This is a genomic window from Pseudomonas brenneri (genome assembly GCF_007858285.1).
Lineage (GTDB): Bacteria > Pseudomonadota > Gammaproteobacteria > Pseudomonadales > Pseudomonadaceae > Aquipseudomonas > Aquipseudomonas brenneri.
Window position 1 is genome coordinate 429,457 of record NZ_VFIL01000005.1, and the last position, 25,228, is coordinate 454,684.

Here is a 25,228-nt window from a genome sequence, read left to right on the forward strand (position 1 = left end):
GTGTAGGATGCGCGCCGTTCGACACCTCCATTCGTTCCACACCCTTTGGAACCCGAAACAGCTATGTCATCGCGTAAATTTGGACTCAACCTGGTGGTAGTGCTGGCGATTGCCGCGCTGTTCACCGGTTTCTGGGCGCTGATCAACCGCCCGGTCACCACCCCCAACTGGCCACAGCAAATCTCCGGTTTTTCCTACTCGCCGTTCCAGCAAGGCCAGTACCCGCAGAAAGACCAGTACCCGACCGACGAGCAGATGCGTCAGGACCTTGCGATCATGAGCAAGCTGACGGACAACATCCGGACCTATTCGGTCGACGGCCCGCTGGGGAATATCCCCAAGCTGGCGGAAGAATTCGGCCTGCGGGTGACCCTGGGGATCTGGATCAGCCCGGACCTTGAGCGCAACGAGCGGGAAATCCAGCGCGCCATCGAGATTGCCAACAGCTCGCGTAGCGTGGTCCGCGTGGTGGTAGGTAACGAGGCGATCTTCCGCAAGGAGATCACCCCCGAAGAGCTGATTGTCCTGCTGGACCGGGTGCGCGCCGCCGTCAAAGTGCCCGTGACCACCTCCGAGCAGTGGCACATCTGGGAACACAACCCGCAACTGGGCAAGCATGTCGACCTGATCGCCGCGCACGTCCTGCCGTATTGGGAACATGTGCCGATGGCCCAGGCCGGGCAATTCGTCCTTGACCGCGCCAAGGATCTGAAGAAGACCTTCCCGAAAAAGCCGCTGCTGCTGTCGGAAGTCGGCTGGCCGAGCAATGGCCGGATGCGCGGTGGCGCGGACGCGTCCCCTGCCGACCAGGCGATCTACCTGCGTACCCTGGTGAACAAGCTGAATCGCCAGGGCTACAACTACTTCGTGATCGAAGCCTTCGACCAACCCTGGAAAGCCAGTGATGAAGGCTCGGTCGGCGCCTATTGGGGCGTGTTCAACGCCGCGCGCCAGCAGAAATTCAACTTCGAAGGCCCGGTGGTGGCGATTCCGCAATGGCGGGTGCTGGCCATCGGCTCGGTGGTGCTGGCGCTGTTGTCGCTGACCTTACTGATGATCGACGGCTCGGCCCTGCGCCAGCGTGGCCGCACCTTCCTGACCTTTATCGCGTTCCTGTGTGGCTCGGTGCTGGTATGGATCGGCTACGACTACAGCCAGCAATACAGCACCTGGTTCAGCCTGACAGTGGGTTTCCTCCTGGCACTCGGTGCGCTCGGGGTGTTTATCGTGCTGCTGACCGAGGCTCATGAGTTGGCGGAAGCGGTCTGGACCCACAAGCGCCGGCGTGAATTCCTGCCGGTTGAGGGGGATTCGGACTACCGCCCGAAAGTGTCGATCCATGTGCCCTGCTACAACGAGCCCCCCGAGATGGTCAAACAGACCCTCGACGCCCTGGCCGCCCTCGATTACCCGGACTACGAAGTCCTGATCATCGACAACAACACCAAGGACCCTGCCGTGTGGGAACCGGTGCGCGACTACTGTGAGACGCTAGGCCCGCGCTTCAAGTTCTTCCACGTCGCGCCCCTGGCCGGTTTCAAGGGCGGCGCGCTGAACTACCTGATCCCGCATACCGCCAAGGATGCCGAAGTGATCGCGGTGATCGACTCCGACTACTGCGTATCGCCGAACTGGCTCAAACACATGGTGCCGCACTTCGCCGACCCGAAAATTGCCGTGGTGCAATCGCCCCAGGATTATCGCGACCAGAACGAAAGCACCTTCAAGAAGCTGTGCTACGCCGAATACAAGGGCTTCTTCCATATCGGCATGGTCACGCGTAACGACCGTGACGCGATCATCCAGCACGGCACCATGACCATGACCCGGCGCTCGGTGCTCGAAGAACTGGGCTGGGCCGACTGGTGCATCTGTGAGGACGCCGAGCTGGGCCTACGGGTATTCGAGAAAGGTCTGTCGGCTGCGTACTACCACACCAGCTACGGCAAGGGCCTGATGCCCGATACCTTTATCGACTTCAAGAAACAGCGCTTCCGCTGGGCTTATGGCGCGATTCAGATCATCAAGCGCCACACCGCCAGCCTGCTGCGCGGCAAGGACACCGAACTGACCCGTGGCCAGCGCTATCACTTCCTCGCGGGCTGGCTGCCGTGGGTGGCCGATGGCATGAACATCTTCTTCACCGTCGGTGCCCTGTTGTGGTCGGCGGCGATGATCATTGTGCCAACGCGGGTTGATCCGCCGTTGCTGATTTTCGCGATCCCGCCGTTGGCGTTGTTCGTGTTCAAGGTCGGCAAGATCATCTTCCTCTACCGTCGCGCCGTTGGCGTGAACCTCAAGGATGCGTTCTGCGCGGCCCTGGCCGGATTGGCGTTGTCCCATACCATTGCCAAGGCGGTGCTGTATGGTTTCTTCACCACCAGTATTCCGTTCTTTCGTACACCGAAAAACGCGGATAACCACGGCTTCTGGGTCGCGATTTCCGAAGCCCGCGAAGAAATGTTCATCATGTTGCTGCTGTGGGGCGCAGCACTGGGGATTTACCTGGTGCAAGGCCTGCCGAGCAATGACATGCGCTTCTGGGTGGTGATGCTGCTGGTGCAGTCGCTGCCGTATGTCGCCGCGCTGATCATGGCGTTCCTGTCATCGCTGCCCAAGCCGGCAGCGGTGGTGGAGCCCGCCCCAGCGGCGTAAAAACTTGCGCAATCCACTAAACGGCGGCCTCTGGTCGCCGTTTTGCTATAAGATAACGGCCCTTTTGCAGAGCATGGCTCAGGCCCTGCTTTATGTGGGAGCGGGCTTGCTCGCGAATACGGTGTGCCAGTCAGTACATGTATTGGCTGACACACCGTATTCGCGAGCAAGCCCGCTCCCACATTGGATTTGCGCCGCTTTACCACATTCGTCCTGCGCCCATAACACGCTTTCGGAGCTTCCCCATGACGGCCCACGCCGACCTTTCGCCGACCCTCCAACTCGCTATCGACCTGATCCGTCGCCCGTCGGTGACACCTGTCGACGCTGATTGCCAGAAGCTGATGATGCAGCGCCTGGGCGACGCCGGCTTTGCGCTTGAGCCAATGCGCATCGAAGATGTGGATAACTTCTGGGCCACCCACGGCAAGCACGAAGGCCCGGTGCTGTGCTTCGCCGGCCATACCGATGTGGTCCCGACCGGCCCGGTGCAAGCCTGGCAGAATGACCCGTTCGACGCGCTGATCGACGAGCACGGCATGCTCTGCGGACGTGGCGCCGCCGACATGAAAGGCAGCCTGGCCGCCATGCTCGTCGCCTCCGAGCGCTTCGTGAAGGACTACCCGGATCACAAGGGCTCGGTAGCCTTCCTGATCACCAGTGATGAAGAAGGCCCGGCCCACCACGGCACCAAGGCCGTGATCGAGCGCCTGGCCGCGCGCAAGGAGCGCCTGGACTGGTGCATCGTTGGCGAACCGTCGAGCACCACCCTGGTGGGCGACGTGGTGAAGAACGGTCGTCGTGGCTCCCTCGGTGCCACCCTGACCGTACGCGGCGTACAAGGCCATGTGGCCTATCCGCACCTGGCCAAGAACCCGATCCACCTGGCCGCCCCGGCCCTGGCCGAACTGGCCGCCGAACATTGGGACGACGGCAACACCTTCTTCCCGCCGACCAGTTTCCAGATCTCCAACCTCAATTCCGGCACCGGCGCGACCAACGTGATCCCGGGCGACCTGACGGCGGTGTTCAACTTCCGGTTCTCCACCGAGTCCACCGTCGAAGGCCTGCAACAGCGGGTCGCGGCGATTCTCGACAAACATGGCCTGGACTGGCATGTGGAGTGGGCGCTGTCGGGCCTGCCGTTCCTCACCGAGCCGGGCGCGTTGCTCGACGCGGTGTCGGCCAGCATCAAGGCCATCACCGGGCGCGAGACCAAGGCGTCCACCAGTGGCGGCACCTCCGACGGGCGCTTTATCGCGACCCTCGGCACCCAAGTGGTGGAACTGGGCCCGGTCAACGCGACAATCCATCAGGTCAACGAACGCATTCTGGCCAGCGACCTCGATGTGCTGACCGAAATCTACTACCAGACCCTGATCAAGTTGCTCGCCTGATGCTCGCTTGCCCCATTTGCAGCGCGCCACTCAATGAAGTGGACAACGGCGTGGCCTGCCCGACCGGGCATCGTTTCGACCGGGCTCGCCAGGGTTACCTGAACCTGTTGCCGGTGCAGCACAAGAACAGCCGTGACCCAGGCGATAACCTGGCGATGGTTGAAGCGCGCCGCGACTTTCTCAATGCCGGGCATTACGCCCCCGTGGCCAAACGCCTGGCGGCACTTGCCGCCGAGCGCAAGCCCCAGCGCTGGCTGGATATCGGCTGTGGCGAAGGTTATTACACCGCGCAAATCGCCGACGCCCTGCTGCGCGCCGATGGTTATGCCCTGGATATCTCCAAGGAAGCGGTCAAGCGCGCCTGCAAGCGCAACCCGACACTGACCTGGCTGATCGCCAGCATGGCCCGTGTGCCGTTGGCCGATGCCAGCTGCCAATTCCTCGCCAGTGTGTTCAGCCCGCTGGACTGGCAAGAAGCCAAGCGCCTGCTCAGCCCGGGCGGCGGTTTGATGAAGGTCGGCCCGACCAGCGGCCACCTGATGGAGTTACGCGAACGCCTGTACGACGAAGTGCGCGAATACACCGACGACAAGCATTTGGCCCTGGTACCGGATGGCATGAGCCTGCAACACAGCGAAGTCCTGGAGTTCCAACTCAGCCTGGCCGAGCCCAGGGACCGCGCCAACCTACTGGCGATGACGCCCCACGGCTGGCGTGCCAGTGCCGAGCGCCGCGCCCAGGTGATCGAGCAGGACGAACCGCTGCTGGTCACCGTATCCATGCGCTACGACTATTTCGTGCTTCAATAACCGACTTTCCGGGCATTCAATGCCCAACCTGAATCCGCGAATGGATTTTCGAATCCCGCAACGAGGAACATCCATGCGCCAACCCGATATCGAGATTTACCTCAAGGACGCCGACGTCGACTACAAGGCCATCGCTGCCTGGCTCGGCGGCGCCCTGGGGCCGTGTACTGACTGGGTACAAAAGGGCCAGACCTACAAGTGCAAGGCCGGCAACGTGCCTGTGACCTGGCTGCCCAAAGCCGTGGGCAAATGGAACAGCCTGTACCTGGAAAGCGACCAGACCCCCTGGGACGACGACATCGCCTGCGCGCGTGCCGCCTTTGCCGCACTGAACGTTGAAGTGCGCTGCGCGCCGGGTACGTGGGTCGAAGAGGAAGGTGAAGAAAGCGCCGATACCTGGATCCGCATCAGCGAAGACGGTGAAGAACAGATCACCTGGAAAACTGCCTGATCCTGACCTGTGAACCCAATCAAATGTGGGAGCGGGCTTGCTCGCGATAGCGGTCAATCAGTCAACCTCTACAGTGACTGACTCACCGCTATCGCGAGCAAGCCCGCGCCCACATGGGTTCAGCAGCGGTGCAGAAATCTGCTTTAAAGACCGACTACATCTTCAGCCTGCAAGCCCTTCTCGCCGGTCACCACGGCGTACTCCACCTGCTGGCCTTCTGCCAAGGAGCGGTGGCCTTCACCACGAATGGCGCGGTAGTGTACAAACACATCCTTGCCATCTTCACGCTGGATAAAGCCATAACCCTTGGCGTCGTTGAACCACTTCACATTACCGGTTTCGCGCGTTGTCATCTGTTTACTCCCACATGCTTTTTATTGTTGAGTCGCTCGCATTGAACTGCCGAGTATAAGACAGGCTCAAAAACGATCAACTCAAGTTTACATCGCTGCTTTTTTGCCGATTTTCGGCGAATACGGCACACTACCCGCCCGAGCGCCTGCTCGGTTTTTTCCACTCAAAGCAGCACGCCTATGACCCGCTCCCCGTTCCGCCGTCTGGTATTTGGCACCTTGCGCCGACTGTTGTACCTCTGGGTTCGCTCCGAGACGATCAACCAGTCGTCCCTCACCCTTAACCTGGACCGCAGCCGGCCGGTGTTCTACGTCCTGCAATCGCCCTCCCTGACCGAACTGGCCGTAGTGGATGCCGAGTGCACCAAGGCCGGCTTGCCGCGCCCGGTGCTGCCGGTGTCCGTTGGCCCATTGATGGAGCCGGCGGCATTCTTTTACCTGACCCCCGACCCGGACTGGCTCGGCCGCCAGGACAAGCGCGGCGCACCGCCGACCTTGACGCGCCTGGTCAACACCTTGACCGAACATGCCGAAGAAAATGCGCAGATCATCCCGGTCAGTGTGTTCTGGGGCCAGTCGCCAGCCAGTGAGTCGAGCCCCTGGAAACTGCTGTTCGCCGACAGCTGGGCCGTCACCGGGCGCCTGCGCCGTCTGTTGAGCATCCTGATCCTGGGGCGCAAGACTCGGGTGCAATTCTCCGCGCCAATCAACCTGCGTGAATTGATCGAGCACAATAAAGGCCACGAACGCACGGTGCGCATGGCCCAACGGATCCTGCGGGTGCATTTTCGCAACCTGAAGACCGCGGTGATCGGCCCCGATCTGTCCCACCGACGCAACCTGGTCAAAGGCCTGGTCAATATGCCGCTGGTGCGCCAGGCGATCCTCGATGAAGCCGAACGAGAAAATATCGCCCCGGAAAAAGCCAAGGCCCAGGCCCTGCGCTATGGCAACGAAATCGCCTCGGACTACACCTACACCGCGATCCGCTTCCTCGAAGTGGTCCTGAGCTGGTTCTGGAACAAGATCTACGACGGCATCAAGGTCAACAATATCGAGGGTGTGCAAAAGGTCGCCCAGGGTTACGAAGTGATCTACGTGCCCTGCCACCGCAGCCATATCGACTACTTGCTGCTGTCGTACCTGCTGTTCAAGAACGGCCTGACTCCGCCGCACATTGCCGCCGGGATCAACCTCAATATGCCGGTGATCGGCAGCCTGCTGCGCCGTGGCGGGGCGTTTTTCATGCGCCGTACGTTCAAGGGCAACCCGCTGTACACCTCAGTGTTCAACGAATACCTGCACACCCTGTTCACCAAAGGCTTTCCGGTGGAGTACTTCGTCGAGGGCGGACGTTCACGGACCGGGCGCATGCTGCAACCCAAGACCGGGATGCTGGCGATCACCCTGCGCAGCTTTTTGCGCTCCTCACGCATGCCGATTGTGTTTGTACCGGTGTATATCGGCTACGAGCGGGTGCTGGAAGGCCGTACCTACCTGGGCGAGCTGCGTGGCGCGACGAAAAAGAAAGAGTCGATCTTCGATATCTTCAAGGTCATTGGCGCCTTGAAACAGCGTTTTGGCCAGGTGGCGGTCAACTTTGGCGAGCCGATCAAGCTGGCTGAGTTCCTCGACCAGGAACAACCAGACTGGCGTGCCCAGGAACTGGCACCGAACTACAAGCCGGCCTGGCTCAATGAAACCACCAACCGCCTCGGCGAGCGCGTGGCCCAGCACCTCAACGAGGCCGCCGCGATCAACCCGGTGAACCTGGTGGCGCTGGCGCTGTTGTCTACCAGCCGCCTGGCCCTGGACGACCAGGCCATGGCGCGGGTGCTGGACTTGTACCTGGCGCTGCTGCGCCGGGTGCCCTACTCGCCCCACACCACGCTGCCCGAGGGCGATGGCCAGGCCCTGATCAAGCACGTCAAGGACATGGACCTGCTGTCGGAACAGAGCGATGCCCTGGGTAAGATCCTGTATCTGGACGAGCAAAATGCGGTCCTGATGACGTATTACCGCAACAACGTGCTGCACATCTTCGCCCTGCCTGCGCTGCTCGCCAGCTTCTTCCAGAGCAGCTCGCGCATGAGCCGCGAACAGATCCTGCGCTACACCCGCGCGCTCTACCCGTACCTGCAGTCGGAACTGTTTATCCGCTGGTCCCTGGACGAGTTGGACGCCGTGGTCGATCAATGGCTCCAAGCCCTGGTGGAACAAGGCCTGCTGCGTTTTGAAAACAACATCTACCTGCGCCCGGCCCCCAGCTCACGCAACTTTGTACTGCTGACCCTGCTGTCCAAGAGCATTGCCCAGACCCTGCAACGCTTCTACATGGCCATTTCCCTGCTGCTCAACAGTGGCCAGAACAGCATCAGCGCCGAAGAGCTGGAAGACTTGTGCACGGTCATGGCCCAGCGCCTGTCGATCCTGCATGGTTTGAATGCCCCGGAGTTCTTCGATAAGAGCCTTTTCCGACATTTCATTCAGACGTTGCTGGAGCAAGATGTGCTGCGCCGCGATGAAGCCGGTAAGTTGAGTTACCACGACCTGCTCGGCGAGCTGGCCGAAGGCGCGGCCAAACGGGTGTTGCCGGCGGAAATTCGCCTGTCGATTCGCCAGGTGGCGTTGCACCGCAACGAGGAAACGTCCGCGCCGGACGCCGAGCCGGTCGAAACCCGCTAGATTTACCCAGGCGCCAGGGTGTTTCTGGCGCCGTTGACAAGGAGCTGTACCATGAAAAAAATCATTCTCCTGGGCCTGACCGCCCTGCTGGGAGCCTGTCACTCGATGAACCCTGCCCCTAAAGCCAGCCTTGATGGCGAAGTGTTCTACCTGCAACGCATAGCCCTGCCACCTACCGCGACCCTGAGCGTGAGCCTGCAAGATGTTTCGCTGGCCGATGCACCGGCCGTCACCCTGGCCGAGCAAAAAGGCCCGGTCAATGGCAAGCAGGTACCGCTGCCCTTCCACCTGAGCTACGACCCTGCACAGGTCAAGCCTGGCCACAGCTATTCGGTCAGTGCTCGCATCGAGCTGGATGGCAAGCTAATGTTTATCACCACCGAGCGCCATTCGGTGCAGTTGAACGGCCAGGATCCGCAGCCGCTTCGCCTGCGCGTTGACGCCGTTGCCCACTGATCCCGTCGACTAAAAGGAAGCGCCCATGCTCCGTACCTCTCTTCGCCTCACCACCTTGTGTGCCGGCCTGCTGCTCGGCGCCAACGCCATGGCCCTGTCCCTGGGCGATCTGTCCCAGGGCGACGCAACCGGTGGCCTCAAGGACGCACTGACCCAGGGCGCGCAGATTGCCGTCAAGCAACTGGGAGCTCCTGGTGGTTTCAGCAATAACCCCGAGGTCAAGATCGGCTTGCCCGGCAAGTTGGAAAAAGCCTCCGGCGCCCTGAAAATGCTCGGCATGGGCGATCAGATCACCCAACTTGAAGCCAGCATGAACAAAGCGGCCGAATCCGCCGTGACCCAGGCCCAGCCGATTCTGGTGAATGCCGTGAAAAACATGAGCGTGAGCGATGCCAAGGGCATCCTCAGCGGCGGCCAGGACTCGGCGACCCAATACCTGGACAAAAGCAGCCGTGAGCAGATCCGCGCCAAGTTCCTGCCGATCGTCAAGCAATCCACGGACAAGGTCGGTGTCGCCCAGCAGTACAACGCACTCGCCAAAAAAGCCCCAATGGGCTTGCTCGGTGGCAAGGCCGACAGCGTCGAAAACTACGTGACTGAACAAGCGCTGGACGGTTTGTTCAAGATGATTGCCCAACAGGAAGAAAGCATTCGCCAGAACCCGGCAGCCGCCGCGACCAGCCTGGCGAAGAAAGTGTTTGGCGCGCTGTAAGTACGCTGCACCCAGCCTGCCGGACACAAAACACAAACGCCCCGAATAATCGGGGCGTTTGTGTTACTGCACGAGGGGTATGCACCTGGCCATCATCAGCCGTAGGTGATTTTTCCCTCGAACTTTACGCTATTAGAAAACGGCGGTTGAGCGTGGTGGTGGTGATGATGATGGCAGGGCGGAGGCTTGGATTTGCCCTTGCCCTTGCCGAAACCTTTCCCCATTTTGAAGCCCATCATCGGCATCATACCGATACCAATACCTATTCCACCCATCGCAAATAAGCCCATAGGTAACTCCTCACGGTTTAATAGAACCTAGTCCTGTGGCAACTCCGTCACCCAGAAAAAGGTACCTGCATTCCAGGTTTCCCTGAGTGGCAGATCCGCAAGAAACAGTTCCTAATCCTGTAGCCGATTTACGCAGGCCTATACCGACTTCGGCTTGACCCGGAACCACGCCGCATAAAGCGCCGGCAAAAACAGCAAGGTCAACGCCGTCGCCACAATCAGCCCGCCCATGATCGCCACCGCCATCGGCCCGAAGAACACGCTGCGCGACAACGGGATCATCGCCAGCACCGCCGCCAGCGCCGTCAGCACAATCGGCCGGAAGCGCCGCACGGTGGCCTCGATAATTGCCTGCCACGGATCCAGGCCGGCCTTGATGTCTTGCTCGATCTGATCCACCAGGATCACCGAGTTACGCATGATCATCCCCGACAGCGCGATAGTCCCCAGCATGGCCACAAAACCAAACGGCTGGCGGAATACCAACAGGAACAGCGTCACGCCGATCAACCCCAGCGGCGCGGTAAGGAACACCATGGCCGTGCGCGAAAAACTGCGCAGTTGCAGCATCAGCAAGGTCAGTACGACCACGATGAACAGCGGCACACCGGCCTTCACCGAGTTCTGCCCTCGGGCGGAATCCTCCACGGTGCCACCTACGTCCAACAGGTAACCGTCCGGTAGTTCGGCACGCACCTCGGCCAGGGTCGGCAGGATCTGCTGGACCAGGGTCGCGGGTTGCTCCTTGCCGTAGATATCGGCACGCACAGTCACCGTCGGCAGGCGATTGCGATGCCAGATAATGCCTTCCTCGAAACCATACTCCAGGGTGGCAATCTGCGACAGCGCCACGCTGGTGCCGTTGTCGGTCGGTACCGCCAAGCTCGGCAGCAGCGACAACTCGGTGCGCTCATGCACGGTGCCGCGCAGGAGGATCTCGATCAACTCGTTGTCCTCCCGGTATTGGCTGACGCTGGAACCGGTCAGGGAACTCTGGAGGAATTTCGACAGGTTGGCCGTGCTCACGCCCAGGGCACGAGCACGGTCCTGATCGACATTGAGGTAGACGATCTTGCTCGGCTCTTCCCAATCCAGATGCACATTGGCCACATGAGTGTTTTCACGGACCTTGGCTGCAACTTTACGCGCCAGGGCCCGCACTTCTTCGATGTGCTCGCCAGTCACGCGAAACTGCACCGGATAACCAACCGGTGGGCCGTTTTCCAGGCGGGTAACCCGCGAGCGCACATCGGGGAATTGCTCATTGAGGGTCTCAATCAACCAGGTGCGCAGGTTTTCACGCTCCTCGATGGTCTTGGCCAGTACCACAAACTGGGCAAAGCTGGCCGCCGGCAGTTGCTGGTCCAACGGCAGGTAGAAACGCGGTGAGCCGGTGCCGACATAGGCCACATAGTTGTCGATCCCCGCATGTTCCTTGAGCAAACCTTCGAGGCGCTTGACCTGCTCGGCGGTATTGCTCAGGGAGGTGCCTTCAGCCAGTTTCAGATCGACCATCAGCTCCAGGCGCCCGGAGGCCGGGAAGAACTGTTGCGGGACAAAGCGGAACAGCGCCACCGAGCCGATAAACAGCAGCACCGTCAGCACGATCACGGTTTTGCGGCGGCGCACGCACCATTCCACCCAGCGCCGTACGCGCTGATAGAACGGCGTGCCGTAGGGATCCGGGCCATCGGTGCCGTGCTTGGCTGCATGAATCTTCGCCAGATCTGGCAGGAGCTTTTCCCCAAGGTAAGGCACAAACACCACGGCCGCCACCCACGAGGCCAGCAGCGCAATGGTCACTACCTGGAAGATCGACCGAGTGTATTCGCCGGTACTCGATTGCGCGGTAGCAATTGGCAGGAAGCCGGCCGCAGTGATCAACGTGCCGGTCAGCATCGGAAACGCTGTACTGGTCCAGGCGAAACTGGCGGCTTTGAGCCGGTCGTAGCCTTGCTCCATCTTGATCGCCATCATTTCCACGGCGATGATCGCGTCATCCACCAACAAGCCCAGGGCCAGGACCAAGGCGCCGAGGGAAATCTTGTGCAGGCCGATCCCCAGGTAATACATGCAGGCAAAGGTCATCGCCAACACCAGCGGAATCGCCAGTGCCACCACCATGCCGGTACGCACGCCAAGGGAGAAGAAACTCACCAGCAACACAATCGCCAACGCTTCGGCCAGCACCTGGACGAATTCGCCCACACTGGTCTTCACCGCCGCTGGCTGATCCGACACCTTACGCAGTTCCATCCCGGCCGGAAGGTTCTTCTGCAGACGTGCGAATTCACCTTCCAGAGCCTTACCCAGCACCAGGATGTCACCGCCATCGCGCATGGCCACGGCCAGGCCGATCGCGTCGTCCCCCATATAGCGCATACGCGGCGCAGGAGGATCGTTGAAGCCACGGTGAATCTCGGCCACATCGCCAATACGGAAGGTGCGATCACCCACGCGGATCGGGAAATTGCGGATTTCTTCGACCGTCTTGAAGTTACCCGACACCCGCAGTTGCACGCGCTCGCTCGGGGTTTCAAAGAAGCCGGCGGTGGACACCGCGTTCTGCTCCTGCAACGCCTGCTGCACCGCCGCCAGGGGCAGGCCGAGAGTGGCGAGCTTGAGGTTGGACAGTTCGATCCAGATCTTCTCGTCTTGCAACCCGAGCAACTCGACCTTGCCTACATCCGGCACCCGTTGCAGCTGGATCTGGATGCGGTCGGCGTAGTCCTTGAGCACTGCGTAGTCGAAACCCTCGCCGGTCAAGGCGTAGATATTGCCGAAGGTGGTGCCGAACTCATCATTGAAAAACGGGCCCTGGATATCCGGCGGCAGGGTCTGGCGGATATCGCTGATCTTCTTGCGCACCTGGTACCAGAGGTCAGGAATCTGCGCCGAGTGCATCGAGTCCCGGGCCATGAACGTAACCTGGGATTCGCCCGGACGGGAGAACGAGACAATGCGTTCGTACTCCCCGGTTTCCATCAATTTCTTTTCAATGCGCTCGGTGACCTGGCGCGAGACTTCCTGGGCTGTAGCACCGGGCCAGTTGGTCTTGATCACCATGGCTTTGAAGGTGAACGGCGGGTCTTCGCTTTGCCCCAGTTTGGTGTAGGACAACGTACCGACAACAGCTAGCAACAGCATCAGGAACAGCACGATCTGGCGATTTCGCAACGCCCATTCGGAAAGATTGAAACCCATCGGGGACTACTCCTTGTTGGCCGCCAGATTCACCACCCGGTTGGAACGATCCACCGGGCGCACCTGCTGGCCCTCATGGAGCACATGGACACCGGCGGCAATCACCCAGTCGGACGGGCTCAGGCCTTCCAGCACCGGCACGTTTTTTTCACCGAACGCGCCGATACGCACGGCTGTGCGCTTGAGGGTGTTGTCCGGCTTTACCAACCAGACGTAGGACGCACCGTTCTCTGCACTGAGGGCAGACAACGGCACCGACAGGGGAATGACACCGTCGGCCTGTATGAAGACCCGCGCGCTTTGCCCCAGCTCTGCCGGGACTTTGCCGGCGTTGAAGGCCACACGGGCGGCAAAGGTGCGCGATTTGGGATCCGCCGCTGGCGACAGCTCGCGAATGCGCCCCTCGAAACGCTGTTCGGGTTGGCTCCACAACTCCACCGAGACCGGCTGGCCCACCTTGAAGCGGCCGAAGCTTTGTTCCGGGAAACTGATCAGTACTTCACGCTCGCCATCGGTAGCCAGGGTGAACACGGTTTGCCCGGCAGACACCACTTGCCCGACTTCCACCGCACGCTTGGCCACCACTCCGTCCTGGGGGGCGCGCAGCACGGCATACCCGGCCTGGTTGTTGGCCACGTCGAATTCGGCCTTGATCTGCTGCAAGCGCGCGACACCTGCGCGGTAGAGGTTTTCGGAATTATCGTACTGGGAACGACTGACCATCTGACGGTCCATCAGGGTCTTGTAGCGATCACGCTCGGCCCGCACCAGGCTCAGGTTGGCCTCGGCTGCCGTGACCTGGGCCCGCGTGGCCTGCAGCTGCAAGCGCACATCCTGGGGATCGAGCTCTGCCAGCGGTTGGTTGGCCTTGACGCGCTCGCCCTCCTCCACCAGCCGTCGACTGACTTTGCCAGCAATGCGAAAGGCCAGGTCCGGCTCATAACGGGCACGCACCTCGCCAGGATAGCTGTCCATTGCCAGCGCCGAGGGCTGCGGCTGCACCACCATCGCCGGGCGCACGGTGGTTGGGGGCACTTCTTCATGGCCGCAGGCGGCCAATAAAAAAGCCAGGCTGACAGGCAACGCGAGGGGCAGGAAAGTGCTGCGCATGCTGAAGGACCTTTCGCAAATGGTGCTTGGAGTAATTATACTGGCCAGTATGTTATTAATACCAAACTCACCAGTCCAGTATTAAAGTGAAAATGTCTAACAATCCTGTAAACACCAATAGCCCCGGGCGTCCCAAGGACATGGCAAAACGCCAGGCAATCCTCGACGCAGCGAAAATCCTGTTCTTGAGCAACGGTTATGCAAGCACCAGCATGGATGCCGTGGCCCTTGAGGCTGGCGTGTCAAAGTTGACGGTCTACAGCCACTTCACCGACAAAGAGACACTGTTCACCGCTGCCGTCGAAGCCAAGTGCGAAGCACAACTGCCGGTGATGTATTTCGAGCTGCCAGACGGCGTGCCGGTGGAGAAGGTGCTGCTGAACATCGCCCGTGGCTTTCACCTGCTGATCAACAGCGATGAATCAGTGAACCTGCATCGCCTGATGATGACGTCGGGCAATCAGGATCCCAAGCTGTCGCAGATTTTCTTCGAAGCCGGCCCCATGCGGATGTTGCAGGGGATGGAGCGCTTGCTGGGCAAGATCAACCAGAGCGGGGCGCTGAATATCGACAAACCGTTTACCGCTGCCGAGCACTTCTTTTGCCTGCTCAAGGGCACGGCGAATTTCCGCTTGCTGTATGGCTGTGGCGAACGCTTGAGCGAAGCGGCCGCCGAGGAGCACGTGCAGGAAGTGGTGGGGTTGTTTATGCGGGCTTATAGGGCTGACGCAGCGGCAAGCGGCCAGTGCTTGTCGCTTAATTCTTGAGCGCTTTTTTAGGATAAATATCGTACCGGCTGGATTTGCCATCCAGCGCGTGGCTCGGCTTGGGCCCATCGATGCACGGTGCCTTGCGCGGGCGCTTGACCACCACCCGATGGCTGGCCAGGGCCAATGCCGCGGCCAGCAGCGCCGGGGCATCCGGGTCGTCGCCCACCAGCGGGCGAAACAGGCGCATTTCCTTCTTCACCAAAGCGGTTTTCTCACGATGGGGAAACATCGGGTCCAGGTAGATCACTTGCGGTGGCTCACCTTCCCAGTTGCGCATGACCTCGATGGAGTTGCCCTTGAGCAAGGTCATCCGCGCCACAATCGGCGCCACTTCAAAATCATCTGCCGCGCGCGCCAAGCCATCCTCAAGCAAGGCACCAATCAACGGCTGACGTTCGATCAGGCTCATCTCGCAACCCAGGCTGGCCAGCACAAACGCGTCCTTGCCCAGGCCAGCCGTGGCATCCAGTACTCGCGGGCGCACGCCTTGAGACACCCCCACGGCCTTGGCGATCATCTGCCCACTGCCCCCGCCATAGAGCCGGCGATGAGCTGCGCCGCCTTCGACAAAATCCACCCGCACCGCACCCGGTGCATCAGGCCCCAGCTGTTGCAGTTGCAAGCCATGCTCCCCCACTTGCAGGGAAAAATCGGCGTCTGCCAACTGTAAGGGCAGACCCAACTGCTCGGCCCAGTGCTCGGCACGGGCCTGGAAACCATCGGCCAGGGCCTCGACCCGAATGCGGCTGGCCGCAGGTTGTTCGCTCATCGTTTACTACGCTCAAAAATATTAAGGATCGGCAAACAGCGGCCGATAAAAAAGGATCAGGCATTTTGCCAGACCCTGAGCGTCGACCGAGAGAAATGTCAGACATTCATTCCCTATTCACCGGTGTACTGCCGACCCACAACCACTTCGGCCTGCGCAATACCCAAGCGCTGGCCGGCGTCAGTCATGTGTGGCAGGACTTCTTCGCCCGGGCGCTGGCCGAGCAACTTGGCCAGGAGCCAGGTGCGCAGGTGGCCGCAGATCCGGTGCCGGTGGACGCCTCGGTCGAACCCAGCGCCGGCAGCGACCTGCTGACGCAAATCGTTACCCAGCGCCATTGCGATGTTCAGGACACCGAGATCGCCCCGCCTGAACCGTTGTTCCTGCCAATTGCCGAGTTCGAACTGCAATTGCTGCCACCGGCGGCCGTGCCATTCCCCGAGGATGAAATCGTCGCCCAGCAGCGCCAGCAGAACTTCGAAAGTGGCTGGGTGCGGCCAATCGTGCTGACTGCCGGCCAGCCACTGCCCGAGCCCGGCCCTGCGCCGCAACCCAAGCCGCTGTTTCTGCCGATTGCCGAATTCGAACTGGACCTGCTGCCACCTGCGGCCGAACCGTACCCGCAAGAAGAATTGGTGCAGCAGCAAAAGGCCCTGGACTTCGACTGCGGCTGGGCGCGCCCGCTGATCCTGCAGAACCTGCGCCTGGCGGCTTGATCAGATTACGCCTTCGCGTAGCACTCGCCATCCAGGTGATCTCACTCCACCCGCTAGACCGTGCAAGATGGCTTACGACCGCTTCGCGGCAAAACGCTGGCTCGCCCAAGCTCGGTAACGGCGACGACACTTACGTACTCGGCGCTTCCCCCTTGAACAACTGATTGGCCTGGCTGAACGGCATCGAGCGTTCGGTAAAGGTAAAGGTTCCCAGCTCCTGAACCTCCCGTGCGGCCCTGAAGAACTCGCCATAGGCAGCCAGGGCCATAGCCGAGCCGACGCTGATGCGCTTGACGCCCATCTCGCTCAATTGCACCACCGAGAGCTTGAGGCCACCGGACATCAACACATTCACTGGTTTGGGTGCCACCGCCCGCACCACCGCCAATACTTCCTCGGCACTGCGCAGGCCGGGGGCATATAGCACGTCGGCGCCCGCTTCAGCGTAGGCCTGCAAACGGCGAATGGTGTCGGGTAAATCCAGGCGACCATGCAGGAGGTTTTCCGCACGGGCCGTCAGCATGAAGGGGAATGGCAAGCTGCGCGCGGCGACGACGGCCGCTTCAATCCGCTCAACGGACAGGTCAAAAGGATAGATTGGATCGACCGCAATCCCGGTGGCGTCTTCTATGGAGCCACCAACGATGCCGGTAGCGGCGGCGCGCAACAGGCTCTGGGCGCAACCCTGAGGCGTATCGCTGAAGCCGTTTTCCAGATCCGCTGCCACCGGTAACGCGGTAGCCTGGACGATCATCTCAGCGTTGCCCAGGGTATCTTCCAGCGAAAGCGCACCCTCGGCATCCGGACGCCCAAGACTGAAGGCAAACCCCGCACTGGTAGTGGCCAAGGCTTCAAAGCCGAGGCTGGCGAGCATCTTGGCGGAGCCGGCGTCCCAGGGATTGGGCATCACGAATGCACGATCACGCTCGTGCAGGGCTCTAAAGGATTCGGCGCGAAGGGTTTGGGCATCCATGACTGACTCCAGGCACAAAAGAATCCTAGAGTAACCCCAACTGCTCCACCGCGGGCTCCCGATGCAGTTGCGCCAACGCCGGCAACCCCGGCAAACGCGCCATCAATTGCTGATGAAAGCGCATCGCCAACTGGGCCGCCAGGCGATTATCCGAGGTGTGCAGGAACACGTAGGGCGTTCGCCCCTCCTCGATCCAGCCCGCAACTTTATCAACCCACGGCACCAGGTATGGATCGTTGGCCTCCAACTCTGGATGGCCGATAAAACGCACCTGGGGAAACTGCGTCAACGCGGCCGGACGCGGTGGCACCTTGGGCTTTTTCGATTGGGCATGGAGCACGGCGGCCGAGGTTGAAGTGCAACTGAACAAGGCCCGAGGGTCCAGGCAGATGCGCTCCACTCCACGGTCACGCAGCAGGCGGTTGAGGCTGCGCTCGGCTTCACCCTTGGCAAAGAAGTCGCGATGACGCACTTCCACCGCCAGCGGGCGCTCCAGGCCGTCAATAAAGCCTGCCAACTCACCCAGGCGCTGTGGGGTGAAGCTGGCCGGCAGTTGCAGCCACAGCGGTGAAACCCGCTCGCCCAGCGGGCTCATCAAGCCGAGGAAGCTTTCGGCAGCGGGTAGTTGTTCGCGCAGGTCAGCGCTGTGGCTGATATCACCGGGAAACTTGGCGGTAAACCGAAAGTGCGCGGGCATGATCTCGGCCCAGCGCTGCACCGTCGCGACCGAAGGCCGCGCATAGAACGTGGTGTTGCCTTCGCAGGCATTGAACACCTGGCAATACAGGCCGAGAAAATCCGTGGTGCGGGCGTCCTGTGGGTACAGGTACTCGCGCCAGGCGTTTTCACTCCAGGACGGGCAACCGAGGAAATAAGGCAGCAACATCAGATGTGGATATCGAGACCCAGCACTTCCATATCCCATTCGACAAAGCCGGCGGTGGTCAGGTAGCTGGCCAGGGCCGTGGCGACGTTCTTGCTCATGGAGCGCGGGAAGACCATGTCTTGCTGGCGGGCCGGAACGCCGCCGATACGCGCACCGCTGGCCCCTTGGGAACGTGCGGAAAGCGCCGCGCCCTGGGATGTTTCGGGCTGGACTTCAATAAAGTCGGGGGATTCTTCGACGGACTCATCTACCGTCACGTTCGCCTTGCGTGGCTTGCGCTTGAGGGGGTAGGACTGGGAGGAAAAGCCGTCTATACGCATGCATGCAGATCCGCGATCAATGATGGCAATTTAGCGGCACTTTCCTTGGCACGCAAATGCTCTGGTGATAACTAGAACACATAAATGAAGAAAGGTTTAAACACCCGGCCAAATTCTGACGATTGGTGAAATTCGCCGCTAAATCCCCGTTTTTTTGACGTCAAACAATCCCACGTTCGGCCTTGGTCTGCGCCACTTTATCGCGCAGGTATACCGGCGCGGCCTGGTCGGCGGGAATCGCCTCGCCGCGTTCCCAGGCAAAACGCGCCAGGGTCAGCAGGTCTTCGGCATGGGGCAGCATCGCGGCATCCTGGCCGACCGTGGGTACGGCGATGCGCTCGCCATAACCCCAACCTGTGCCGGCGCCAAACCAGTCACCCGTGGCCTCGGCCGGCAATGCAGTGGCCTCGGGTGGCTGCACGGCTTCGATACCCACCAGGCGCATCTCGCCGGCGGTCTCGCGGTAGCAGCCCCAATAGACCTCATCCATCCGCGCATCAATGGCTGCCGCGACTTGCTGCGCGCCATGCTCGCGCAGCGCGCGCTGGGCCAGCACGGCCAGGTTGGACACCGGCAATACCGGCCGCTCCAGGGCGAACGCCAGCCCCTGCACTACGCCAATAGCAATACGCACCCCCGTGAACGCACCCGGGCCGCGGCCAAAGGCGATGGCGTCCACCGCCGACAAAGTGGTGCCGGCATCGAGCAGCAACTGCTTGATCATCGGCAACAGCTTTTGCGCATGCAGGCGCGGGATCACCTCATAGTGGCTCGTGACCTTGCCGTCATGCAGCAGGGCAACGGAGCAAGCTTCAGTCGCGGTGTCCAGGGCCAGCAGGGTGCTCATCGGTGTGGGTGTCCAAATCGAAAAAAAGTTCGCCAGTATAAACAACAACGGCCCGCAAGCGGGCCGTTGAACATCAAGCCAATCGTCAGATCAGCTCAACGCTTGCATCACCTTGGCAGTGATGGCTTCAACCGAGCCCACGCCTGGGATGTGGCTGTACTTCGGCTTGCCCTGGGCTGCCGACAGCTTCTGGTAGAACTCCACCAGTGGCTTGGTCTGGGAGTGGTAGACCGACAGGCGATGACGCACGGTTTCTTCGGTGTCGTCTTTGCGCTGCACCAGGTCGTCACCGCTCACATCATCCTTGCCAGCCACTTTTGGCGGGTTGTAGACGATGTGGTAAACGCGGCCCGAGGCTTCGTGCACGCGACGACCAGCGATACGCTGGACGATCTCTTCATCTTCAACCGCGATTTCGATCACGGCATCCAGCTCAACACCGGCTTTCACCAAGGCTTCGGCCTGGGGAATGGTGCGAGGGAAACCGTCGAACAGGAAACCGTTCTTGCAGTCGTCCTGGCTGATGCGTTCCTTGACCAGGTTGATGATCAGGTCGTCGGAGACCAGGCCACCGCTGTCCATCACGCTCTTGGCGATCAGGCCCAGTTCGGTGCCGGCCTTGACGGCTGCGCGCAGCATGTCGCCAGTGGAGATTTGTGGAATGCCGAACTTTTCAGTGATGAACTTTGCCTGAGTACCTTTACCGGCCCCGGGAGCTCCCAGCAGAATGACGCGCATCGATGTGCTCCTCAATTTTTTATAAAGATGACGCTCGGATTCGCCGCATGGGGCCAATCTCGTAGAATATGCTCGTAAAAATACGAATCCAGGCCGCCCAAACGGCCAAAGGCTGATCAAGATACACAGCGAGCCCTAACCACACAAGCCGCCAAAAGTCGGAAGAACCCGCACCACACAAGCCTTTTGGTCGCGGTATCCCTTGGTGCAACCCCGACACAAAACCGCCGGCACAGCCCTTTCGGGTCAGCCGGCGGTTTTGTCTGCAAGCCCTTGAGAACACGCGACAAATGTCAGCCGGTGTTACGCAGCCCGGCGGCAATACCGGCCACGGACACCAGCAGCGCCTGTTCCAGAGGGCTGTCCTGTGTCGCTTCCTGTTGGCGGGACCGGGCCAGCAGCTCGGCCTGCAACAGGTGCAACGGGTCGAGGTAGGTGTTGCGCAGGCGGATGAACTCCAGGGTATCGGGACTGTGGGCCAGCAACTGCGACTGGCCGGTCAGGCCAAGCACCACGGCGCACGCCTGCGACAATAGGTCGCGTAAATGCGCACCCAATGGCAGCAGGTCGGGCTGTACCAGACGCTCGTCATACAGCCGGGCGATATCCGCGTCAGCCTTGGCCAGGACCATTTCCAGCATGTCGATACGGGTGCGGAAGAACGGCCATTGTTCACGCATCTGCCCCAGCAACTCACCTTCGCCCCGCTCCAGCGCCTTGCTCAACGCCGCTTCCCAACCCAGCCAGGCCGGCAGCATCAAGCGGGTCTGGGTCCAGCCGAAAATCCACGGGATCGCCCGCAGGCTCTCGATCCCCCCGGCACGGCGCTTGGCCGGACGACTGCCCAGGGGCAGACGGCCCAGTTCCTGCTCGGGCGTGGACTGGCGGAAGTACTCGACGAACTGCGGATTTTCCCGCACCACCGCACGATAAGCACGGACGCCATCAGCCGCCAATTCATCCATCAAATGCCGCCAGGCCGGCGCAGGTGGCGGTGGTGGCAACAAGGTCGCCTCCAGCACTGCGGCCAGGTACAGATTGAGATTCTGCTCGGCGATATCCGGCAAGCCGAACTTGAAGCGAATCATCTCGCCCTGCTCGGTGGTACGGAAACGCCCTGCCACCGAACCCGGCGGCTGCGACAGAATCGCCGCGTGGGCCGGGCCGCCGCCACGGCCAACGGTGCCGCCGCGACCATGGAACAACAGCAGTTCCACTTGCTGCTCGCGGCAGATATCCACCAGGCGTTCCTGGGCGCGGTATTGCGCCCAGGCCGCAGCGGTGGTGCCTGCGTCCTTGGCCGAGTCGGAATAACCGATCATCACCTCCTGCGGACCTTGCAACCGCGCACGGTAGCCAGGCAACAGCAACAGGCGTTCGATCACCGGGCCGGCGTTGTCCAGGTCGGCCAGGGTCTCGAACAACGGCACCACGCGCATTGGCCGCTGCACCCCGGACTCCTTGAGCAACAACTGCACCGCCAGCACATCGGACGCCGCGCCCGCCATGGAGATGACATAGGAGCCAAGGGAGGCCGCCGGCGCGGCGGCAATTTCCTTACAGGTATTGAGCACTTCAGCGGTATCGGCCGAAGGCTTGAAATAGCCCGGCAACAAGGGGCGGCGGTTGGCCAGCTCCTTCATCAGGAAGGTGATGCGCGCATCCTCGTCCCAGTCTTCATAGCGACCCAGGCCCAGGTAATCGGTGATCTCGGTCATCGCCGCCGAATGCCGGCTGGAATCCTGGCGCACATCCAGGCGCACCAGGAACAGACCGAACGTTACCGCGCGACGTAGGCAATCAAGCAGCGGGCCGTCGGCAATTACCCCCATGCCGCAGGCGTGCAAGGACTGATAGCACAGTTCCAGCGGCTCCAGCAGGTCACGATTGTTTTGCAGTACATCGGCCGGCGCCGGGAGGCTGCTGGTCAACGCCGCATGCGCCCAATTGCGGGTGGCACGCAGGCGTTCGCGCAATTGCTTGAGCAACGCCCGGTAAGGCTCGACGCTATCACCGACCTTGGCCTGCAACTCGGGGCTGGCCCGCTGCATCGACAATTCGGACGCCAGGTGATCGATATCACGCAAGTACAGATCTGCCGCCATCCAGCGCGCCAGCAGCAGCACTTCGCGGGTGACCGGTGCGGTGACGTTGGGGTTGCCGTCACGGTCGCCGCCCATCCACGAAGCGAAACGGATCGGTGCCGCCTCCAGGGGCAGGTGCAAGCCAGTGGCGGCATGCAAGGCTTGATCGGCCTTGCGCAGATAGTTGGGGATGGCATGCCACAGCGAATGCTCGATTACCGCAAAACCCCACTTGGCCTCGTCCACCGGCGTGGGCCGGGTACGACGGATTTCTTCGGTGTGCCAGGCTTCTGCGATCAGGCGTTGCAGGCGTTGGCGAATCTGCTCGCGCTCGGCGCAGGTCAAGTCACGGTGGTCCTGCAGGGCCAATTGTGCGGCGATGGCGTCGTATTTCTGGATCAGGGTACGGCGCGCAACTTCGGTGGGGTGGGCGGTGAGCACCAGTTCGATGTCCAGGCGCGCCAACTGCCGGGCCAGGGACTCACTGCTATGGCCTTCACGTTGCAAACGCGCTAACAACTCGGGCAGCACCCGCGATTCGAACGGCGCCGGCTGGGATTCATCGCGTCGATGAATCAGTTGGTACTGTTCGGCGATATTGGCCAGGTTAAGGAACTGGTTGAACGCACGCGCCACTGGCAGCAGTTCGTCTTCCTGCAACTGATTGAGGCTGGCGCTGAGCTCTTCGCCAGCCGCCGCCTCCGTTGCCCCGCCACGGCGATCGGCCTTGGCGCCCTTGCGAATCTGCTCGATCTTGTCGAGAAACTCATCACCGTATTGTTCTCGAATCGTATTGCCCAGCAGCTCACCCAGCAGGTGAACATCTTCACGCAAACGTGCATCGATATCGCTCATCAGCCAATCTCCAGCCAGGAATCCGGGATGCTTTGACCTTCAAGAGTGCCGATCAAGGCGCGGTCTTACAAGCAATGTTCGGCAAGCCGGCTCCGACAACTTTGTGGGTTGCAGCTAGTCTCAAGGTTACGTCGACGCGTTATCCACGCCGCGACCGGTCACTCATCACCGCCCGCTACCCTGGGCTTTACTGAGGTTGCCATGAAAATCCGAGAACTGGCCCAGCAATGGGAAGAGACCGCCAAGGGTCGATTGACCAAGACCGAATATGCCATCCACCTGGATGTAGAGGCCGCCGCACGGCTGGCGGCCATCCGCGAGATGTACCCCAAGCGCAGCACCGAGGAATTGCTCGGCGAACTGATCGGCGCCGCCCTGGAAGAGCTGGAAGCCAGCTTTCCGTATATCCAGGGCCGAAACGTGGTGGCCACCGATGAAGAAGGTGATCCCTTGTATGAAGACGTAGGCCCGACGCCGCGTTTCCTGTCGCTGTCACGGCGCTATCTGCACGACATGTCGGCCATGCCTGACGATCAGAAGCACTGATAAACATCTGTTAAAACCACCAACCCCTTGAACTCCGGGCCTTTTATAGGCCCGGCATACCGCTGCACGTGGCAAAAGTTCCGTTTTTTAAACGCTGACCCCTTAGTCAGATTTGTTCAGATGTTTTTTCGGGCAAATCGCCATCTTTGCTGAACTATTCAAAAAAGCCTCGGGTCACAGCCAGTAAGCCATCACCTGTAACAGGCGTTTGAAAAGGCATGCACAGGTTCATCGCCAAACCGCAAACGCTGACCACCGAAGATGGATTTGATGTTTTTCTGGAGTATCCAATGGAGTTGAAGACGATGAAGACCAGCACTGCCAAATCCTCGTTTAACCATCTGCGCGGGCTCAAATTGGCCGCGTTGGCAATCGGCACCAGCTTCGTCCTCGCGGGCTGTGCCGGCAACCCGCCGACCGAGCAGTACGCCGTGACCCAATCGGCCGTGAACAGCGCCGTGAGCGCTGGCGGTACCGAATACGCGGCCGTGGAAATGAAGGCTGCCCAGGACAAGCTCAAGCAAGCCGAGCTGGCCATGCATGACAAGAAGTACGACGAAGCCCGTCGTCTGGCCGAACAGGCTGAATGGGATGCGCGCGTTGCAGAGCGCAAGGCCCAGGCGGCCAAGGCCGAGCTGTCGGTGAAGGATTCCCAGAAGGCTGTCCAGGAGCTGCGTAACGAAGGCATGCGCCCTGCTGTGATCCAGCAGAAGTAAGCACCGCCCTTGTTTGCATCGCACCCGAAATCGAATTGAAAGGACGACACCACTATGCGTAAACAATTGATGATCCCTGCCCTGCTGGCGATGAGCGTTGCACTGGCGGCTTGCTCCACCCCGCCGAACGCGAACCTGGAAAATGCACGGACCAACTTCTCGGCCCTGCAAGCCAACCCGCAAGCGACCAAAATCGCCGCCCTGGAAACCAAGGACGCCAGCGAATGGCTGGACAAGGCCGACAAGGCCTACCGTGACAAGGAAGACGAGAAGAAGGTCGACCAACTGGCCTACCTGACCAACCAGCGTGTTGAAGTAGCCAAGGACACCATCGCCCTGCGCGAGTCCGAAGCCAAACTGAAAAACGCCGGCGACGAACGTGCCCGTGCCCTGCTCGAAGCCCGCGATGCGCAGATCAAGCAACTGCAAAACAGCTTGAATGCCAAGCAGACTGAACGCGGTACCCTGGTGACTTTCGGTGATGTGCTGTTCGCCACCAACAAGGCCGACCTGAAATCCAGCGGTCTGGTGAACATCAACAAACTGGCGCAGTTCCTCCAGGAAAACCCGGATCGCAAAGTGATTGTTGAAGGTTACACCGACAGCACCGGCAGCGCGGCCTACAACCAGACCCTGTCTGAGCGCCGTGCCACTTCGGTACAGGTTGCGCTGATCAAGATGGGCGTTAATCCAAGCCGCATCGTGACTGCCGGCTACGGCAAGGAATACCCGGTTGCCGATAACGCCAGCGTTTCGGGCCGTGCCATGAACCGTCGCGTTGAAGTGACCATCTCCAACGACAACCAGCCGGTCAAGCCACGCTCTTCGGTGCAATAACCGACTGACGTCTACTGGCCTGAAAGCCTTGCCTGTGTTCCAGGCAAGG

At 60.9% G+C, this 25,228-nt stretch carries 23 protein-coding genes; 12 read left to right on the forward strand and 11 right to left on the reverse strand.

All coding sequences use genetic code 11. From position 1 onward, the window contains the following. Nucleotides 1-63: 63 nt before the first annotated feature. The 4 genes from FJD34_RS13790 (at nucleotide 64) to FJD34_RS13805 (ending at nucleotide 5,312) form a co-directional block, all read left to right on the forward strand. Nucleotides 64-2,655, forward strand: coding sequence for a glycosyltransferase (locus FJD34_RS13790; protein ID WP_065943341.1), 2,592 nt, complete (start codon nucleotides 64-66; stop codon nucleotides 2,653-2,655). Between the two features lie 245 nt (nucleotides 2,656-2,900). Further along, entirely contained in the window at nucleotides 2,901-4,052 is a 1,152-nt protein-coding gene (dapE, locus tag FJD34_RS13795) for a succinyl-diaminopimelate desuccinylase (RefSeq protein ID WP_029300128.1), read from the forward strand. Next, on the forward strand, nucleotides 4,052-4,861 hold the full coding sequence (locus FJD34_RS13800) for a putative RNA methyltransferase (protein ID WP_065943340.1): 810 nt from the start codon (nucleotides 4,052-4,054) through the stop codon (nucleotides 4,859-4,861). The genes dapE and FJD34_RS13800 overlap by 1 nt, the downstream gene beginning before the upstream one ends. A gap of 73 nt (nucleotides 4,862-4,934) precedes the next feature. After that, nucleotides 4,935-5,312, forward strand: coding sequence for a hypothetical protein (locus tag FJD34_RS13805; RefSeq protein WP_032858180.1), 378 nt, complete (start codon nucleotides 4,935-4,937; stop codon nucleotides 5,310-5,312). A gap of 143 nt (nucleotides 5,313-5,455) precedes the next feature. Here the strand turns inward: FJD34_RS13805 and FJD34_RS13810 are convergent, their stop codons facing one another. Then, the gene (locus FJD34_RS13810; RefSeq protein ID WP_003189131.1) at nucleotides 5,456-5,665 is read right to left on the reverse strand and encodes a cold-shock protein; all 210 of its coding nucleotides are present in this window, start codon (nucleotides 5,663-5,665) and stop codon (nucleotides 5,456-5,458) included. Between the two features lie 180 nt (nucleotides 5,666-5,845). On the opposite strand from FJD34_RS13810, the gene plsB reads away from it, so the two are divergent. The 3 genes from plsB to FJD34_RS13825 are packed head-to-tail and all read left to right on the forward strand — an operon-like array spanning nucleotide 5,846 to nucleotide 9,518. Further along, a complete protein-coding gene (plsB, locus tag FJD34_RS13815) occupies nucleotides 5,846-8,350 on the forward strand; it encodes a glycerol-3-phosphate 1-O-acyltransferase PlsB (protein ID WP_032858182.1) in 2,505 nt (834 codons plus the stop codon). A gap of 51 nt (nucleotides 8,351-8,401) precedes the next feature. Next, complete coding sequence (locus FJD34_RS13820; RefSeq protein ID WP_029300136.1) at nucleotides 8,402-8,806, forward strand: YbaY family lipoprotein; 405 nt, start codon at nucleotides 8,402-8,404, stop codon at nucleotides 8,804-8,806. 25 nt (nucleotides 8,807-8,831) lie between these two features. After that, nucleotides 8,832-9,518 carry a DUF4197 domain-containing protein gene (locus FJD34_RS13825; protein ID WP_032858183.1) on the forward strand — a complete coding sequence of 229 codons (687 nt, stop codon included), beginning with the start codon at nucleotides 8,832-8,834 and terminating at the stop codon, nucleotides 9,516-9,518. 95 nt (nucleotides 9,519-9,613) lie between these two features. On the opposite strand, the gene FJD34_RS13830 is transcribed toward FJD34_RS13825, so the two are convergent. From FJD34_RS13830 to FJD34_RS13840, 3 genes are all read right to left on the reverse strand, one after another. Continuing rightward, the gene (locus tag FJD34_RS13830; protein WP_032858184.1) at nucleotides 9,614-9,808 is read right to left on the reverse strand and encodes a hypothetical protein; all 195 of its coding nucleotides are present in this window, start codon (nucleotides 9,806-9,808) and stop codon (nucleotides 9,614-9,616) included. 138 nt (nucleotides 9,809-9,946) lie between these two features. Beyond that, nucleotides 9,947-13,012 (reverse strand): efflux RND transporter permease subunit, encoded by a 3,066-nt coding sequence (locus FJD34_RS13835; RefSeq protein WP_032858185.1) that lies wholly within the window; start codon nucleotides 13,010-13,012, stop codon nucleotides 9,947-9,949. A gap of 6 nt (nucleotides 13,013-13,018) precedes the next feature. Next, nucleotides 13,019-14,122, reverse strand: coding sequence for an efflux RND transporter periplasmic adaptor subunit (locus FJD34_RS13840; protein WP_065943336.1), 1,104 nt, complete (start codon nucleotides 14,120-14,122; stop codon nucleotides 13,019-13,021). Nucleotides 14,123-14,214: 92 nt separating this feature from the next. Here FJD34_RS13840 and FJD34_RS13845 point away from each other — a divergent pair, with 92 nt between their 5' ends. Then, the gene (locus FJD34_RS13845) at nucleotides 14,215-14,889 is read left to right on the forward strand and encodes a TetR/AcrR family transcriptional regulator (protein WP_090290570.1); all 675 of its coding nucleotides are present in this window, start codon (nucleotides 14,215-14,217) and stop codon (nucleotides 14,887-14,889) included. Here FJD34_RS13845 and FJD34_RS13850 read toward each other — a convergent pair. Continuing rightward, entirely contained in the window at nucleotides 14,879-15,661 is a 783-nt protein-coding gene (locus FJD34_RS13850; protein ID WP_032858188.1) for a class I SAM-dependent methyltransferase, read from the reverse strand. The genes FJD34_RS13845 and FJD34_RS13850 overlap by 11 nt on opposite strands. A gap of 95 nt (nucleotides 15,662-15,756) precedes the next feature. Between FJD34_RS13850 and FJD34_RS13855 the strand changes: the two genes are divergently transcribed. After that, a complete protein-coding gene (locus FJD34_RS13855; RefSeq protein WP_032858189.1) occupies nucleotides 15,757-16,377 on the forward strand; it encodes a hypothetical protein in 621 nt (206 codons plus the stop codon). Nucleotides 16,378-16,507: 130 nt separating this feature from the next. Here the strand turns inward: FJD34_RS13855 and FJD34_RS13860 are convergent, their stop codons facing one another. From FJD34_RS13860 to ppc, 6 genes are all read right to left on the reverse strand, one after another. Further along, complete coding sequence (locus FJD34_RS13860) at nucleotides 16,508-17,350, reverse strand: isocitrate lyase/PEP mutase family protein (protein WP_032858190.1); 843 nt, start codon at nucleotides 17,348-17,350, stop codon at nucleotides 16,508-16,510. Between the two features lie 25 nt (nucleotides 17,351-17,375). Beyond that, nucleotides 17,376-18,236, reverse strand: coding sequence for a DUF72 domain-containing protein (locus tag FJD34_RS13865; protein ID WP_090290569.1), 861 nt, complete (start codon nucleotides 18,234-18,236; stop codon nucleotides 17,376-17,378). Further along, complete coding sequence (locus FJD34_RS13870; protein WP_032858192.1) at nucleotides 18,236-18,556, reverse strand: hypothetical protein; 321 nt, start codon at nucleotides 18,554-18,556, stop codon at nucleotides 18,236-18,238. Before FJD34_RS13870 ends, FJD34_RS13865 begins: the two co-directional genes overlap by 1 nt. A gap of 160 nt (nucleotides 18,557-18,716) precedes the next feature. Then, complete coding sequence (gene tsaB, locus FJD34_RS13875; protein ID WP_032858193.1) at nucleotides 18,717-19,403, reverse strand: tRNA (adenosine(37)-N6)-threonylcarbamoyltransferase complex dimerization subunit type 1 TsaB; 687 nt, start codon at nucleotides 19,401-19,403, stop codon at nucleotides 18,717-18,719. A gap of 90 nt (nucleotides 19,404-19,493) precedes the next feature. After that, on the reverse strand, nucleotides 19,494-20,141 hold the full coding sequence (gene adk, locus FJD34_RS13880; protein WP_032858195.1) for an adenylate kinase: 648 nt from the start codon (nucleotides 20,139-20,141) through the stop codon (nucleotides 19,494-19,496). A gap of 293 nt (nucleotides 20,142-20,434) precedes the next feature. Next, on the reverse strand, nucleotides 20,435-23,080 hold the full coding sequence (gene ppc / locus FJD34_RS13885) for a phosphoenolpyruvate carboxylase (RefSeq protein ID WP_065943333.1): 2,646 nt from the start codon (nucleotides 23,078-23,080) through the stop codon (nucleotides 20,435-20,437). A 201-nt stretch (nucleotides 23,081-23,281) separates the two neighbouring features. Here ppc and FJD34_RS13890 point away from each other — a divergent pair, with 201 nt between their 5' ends. From FJD34_RS13890 to FJD34_RS13900, 3 genes are all read left to right on the forward strand, one after another. Then, nucleotides 23,282-23,626, forward strand: coding sequence for a hypothetical protein (locus FJD34_RS13890; protein WP_032858198.1), 345 nt, complete (start codon nucleotides 23,282-23,284; stop codon nucleotides 23,624-23,626). A 290-nt stretch (nucleotides 23,627-23,916) separates the two neighbouring features. After that, nucleotides 23,917-24,342, forward strand: a complete 426-nt coding sequence (locus FJD34_RS13895) for a DUF4398 domain-containing protein (protein ID WP_090293058.1) — start codon at nucleotides 23,917-23,919, stop codon at nucleotides 24,340-24,342. Between the two features lie 54 nt (nucleotides 24,343-24,396). After that, nucleotides 24,397-25,179, forward strand: a complete 783-nt coding sequence (locus FJD34_RS13900) for an OmpA family protein (RefSeq protein WP_090290568.1) — start codon at nucleotides 24,397-24,399, stop codon at nucleotides 25,177-25,179. Nucleotides 25,180-25,228: the final 49 nt, after the last annotated feature.

Coding starts and splice junctions, on each gene's coding strand:
- FJD34_RS13790 (WP_065943341.1), top strand. CDS start 64: ATGTCATCGCGTAAATTTGGACTCAACCTGGTGGTAGTGCTGGCGATT.
- dapE (WP_029300128.1), top strand. CDS start 2,901: ATGACGGCCCACGCCGACCTTTCGCCGACCCTCCAACTCGCTATCGAC.
- FJD34_RS13800 (WP_065943340.1), top strand. CDS start 4,052: ATGCTCGCTTGCCCCATTTGCAGCGCGCCACTCAATGAAGTGGACAAC.
- FJD34_RS13805 (WP_032858180.1), top strand. CDS start 4,935: ATGCGCCAACCCGATATCGAGATTTACCTCAAGGACGCCGACGTCGAC.
- FJD34_RS13810 (WP_003189131.1), bottom strand. CDS start 5,665: ATGACAACGCGCGAAACCGGTAATGTGAAGTGGTTCAACGACGCCAAG.
- plsB (WP_032858182.1), top strand. CDS start 5,846: ATGACCCGCTCCCCGTTCCGCCGTCTGGTATTTGGCACCTTGCGCCGA.
- FJD34_RS13820 (WP_029300136.1), top strand. CDS start 8,402: ATGAAAAAAATCATTCTCCTGGGCCTGACCGCCCTGCTGGGAGCCTGT.
- FJD34_RS13825 (WP_032858183.1), top strand. CDS start 8,832: ATGCTCCGTACCTCTCTTCGCCTCACCACCTTGTGTGCCGGCCTGCTG.
- FJD34_RS13830 (WP_032858184.1), bottom strand. CDS start 9,808: ATGGGCTTATTTGCGATGGGTGGAATAGGTATTGGTATCGGTATGATG.
- FJD34_RS13835 (WP_032858185.1), bottom strand. CDS start 13,012: ATGGGTTTCAATCTTTCCGAATGGGCGTTGCGAAATCGCCAGATCGTG.
- FJD34_RS13840 (WP_065943336.1), bottom strand. CDS start 14,122: ATGCGCAGCACTTTCCTGCCCCTCGCGTTGCCTGTCAGCCTGGCTTTT.
- FJD34_RS13845 (WP_090290570.1), top strand. CDS start 14,215: ATGTCTAACAATCCTGTAAACACCAATAGCCCCGGGCGTCCCAAGGAC.
- FJD34_RS13850 (WP_032858188.1), bottom strand. CDS start 15,661: ATGAGCGAACAACCTGCGGCCAGCCGCATTCGGGTCGAGGCCCTGGCC.
- FJD34_RS13855 (WP_032858189.1), top strand. CDS start 15,757: ATGTCAGACATTCATTCCCTATTCACCGGTGTACTGCCGACCCACAAC.
- FJD34_RS13860 (WP_032858190.1), bottom strand. CDS start 17,350: ATGGATGCCCAAACCCTTCGCGCCGAATCCTTTAGAGCCCTGCACGAG.
- FJD34_RS13865 (WP_090290569.1), bottom strand. CDS start 18,236: ATGTTGCTGCCTTATTTCCTCGGTTGCCCGTCCTGGAGTGAAAACGCC.
- FJD34_RS13870 (WP_032858192.1), bottom strand. CDS start 18,556: ATGCGTATAGACGGCTTTTCCTCCCAGTCCTACCCCCTCAAGCGCAAG.
- tsaB (WP_032858193.1), bottom strand. CDS start 19,403: ATGAGCACCCTGCTGGCCCTGGACACCGCGACTGAAGCTTGCTCCGTT.
- adk (WP_032858195.1), bottom strand. CDS start 20,141: ATGCGCGTCATTCTGCTGGGAGCTCCCGGGGCCGGTAAAGGTACTCAG.
- ppc (WP_065943333.1), bottom strand. CDS start 23,080: ATGAGCGATATCGATGCACGTTTGCGTGAAGATGTTCACCTGCTGGGT.
- FJD34_RS13890 (WP_032858198.1), top strand. CDS start 23,282: ATGAAAATCCGAGAACTGGCCCAGCAATGGGAAGAGACCGCCAAGGGT.
- FJD34_RS13895 (WP_090293058.1), top strand. CDS start 23,917: ATGGAGTTGAAGACGATGAAGACCAGCACTGCCAAATCCTCGTTTAAC.
- FJD34_RS13900 (WP_090290568.1), top strand. CDS start 24,397: ATGCGTAAACAATTGATGATCCCTGCCCTGCTGGCGATGAGCGTTGCA.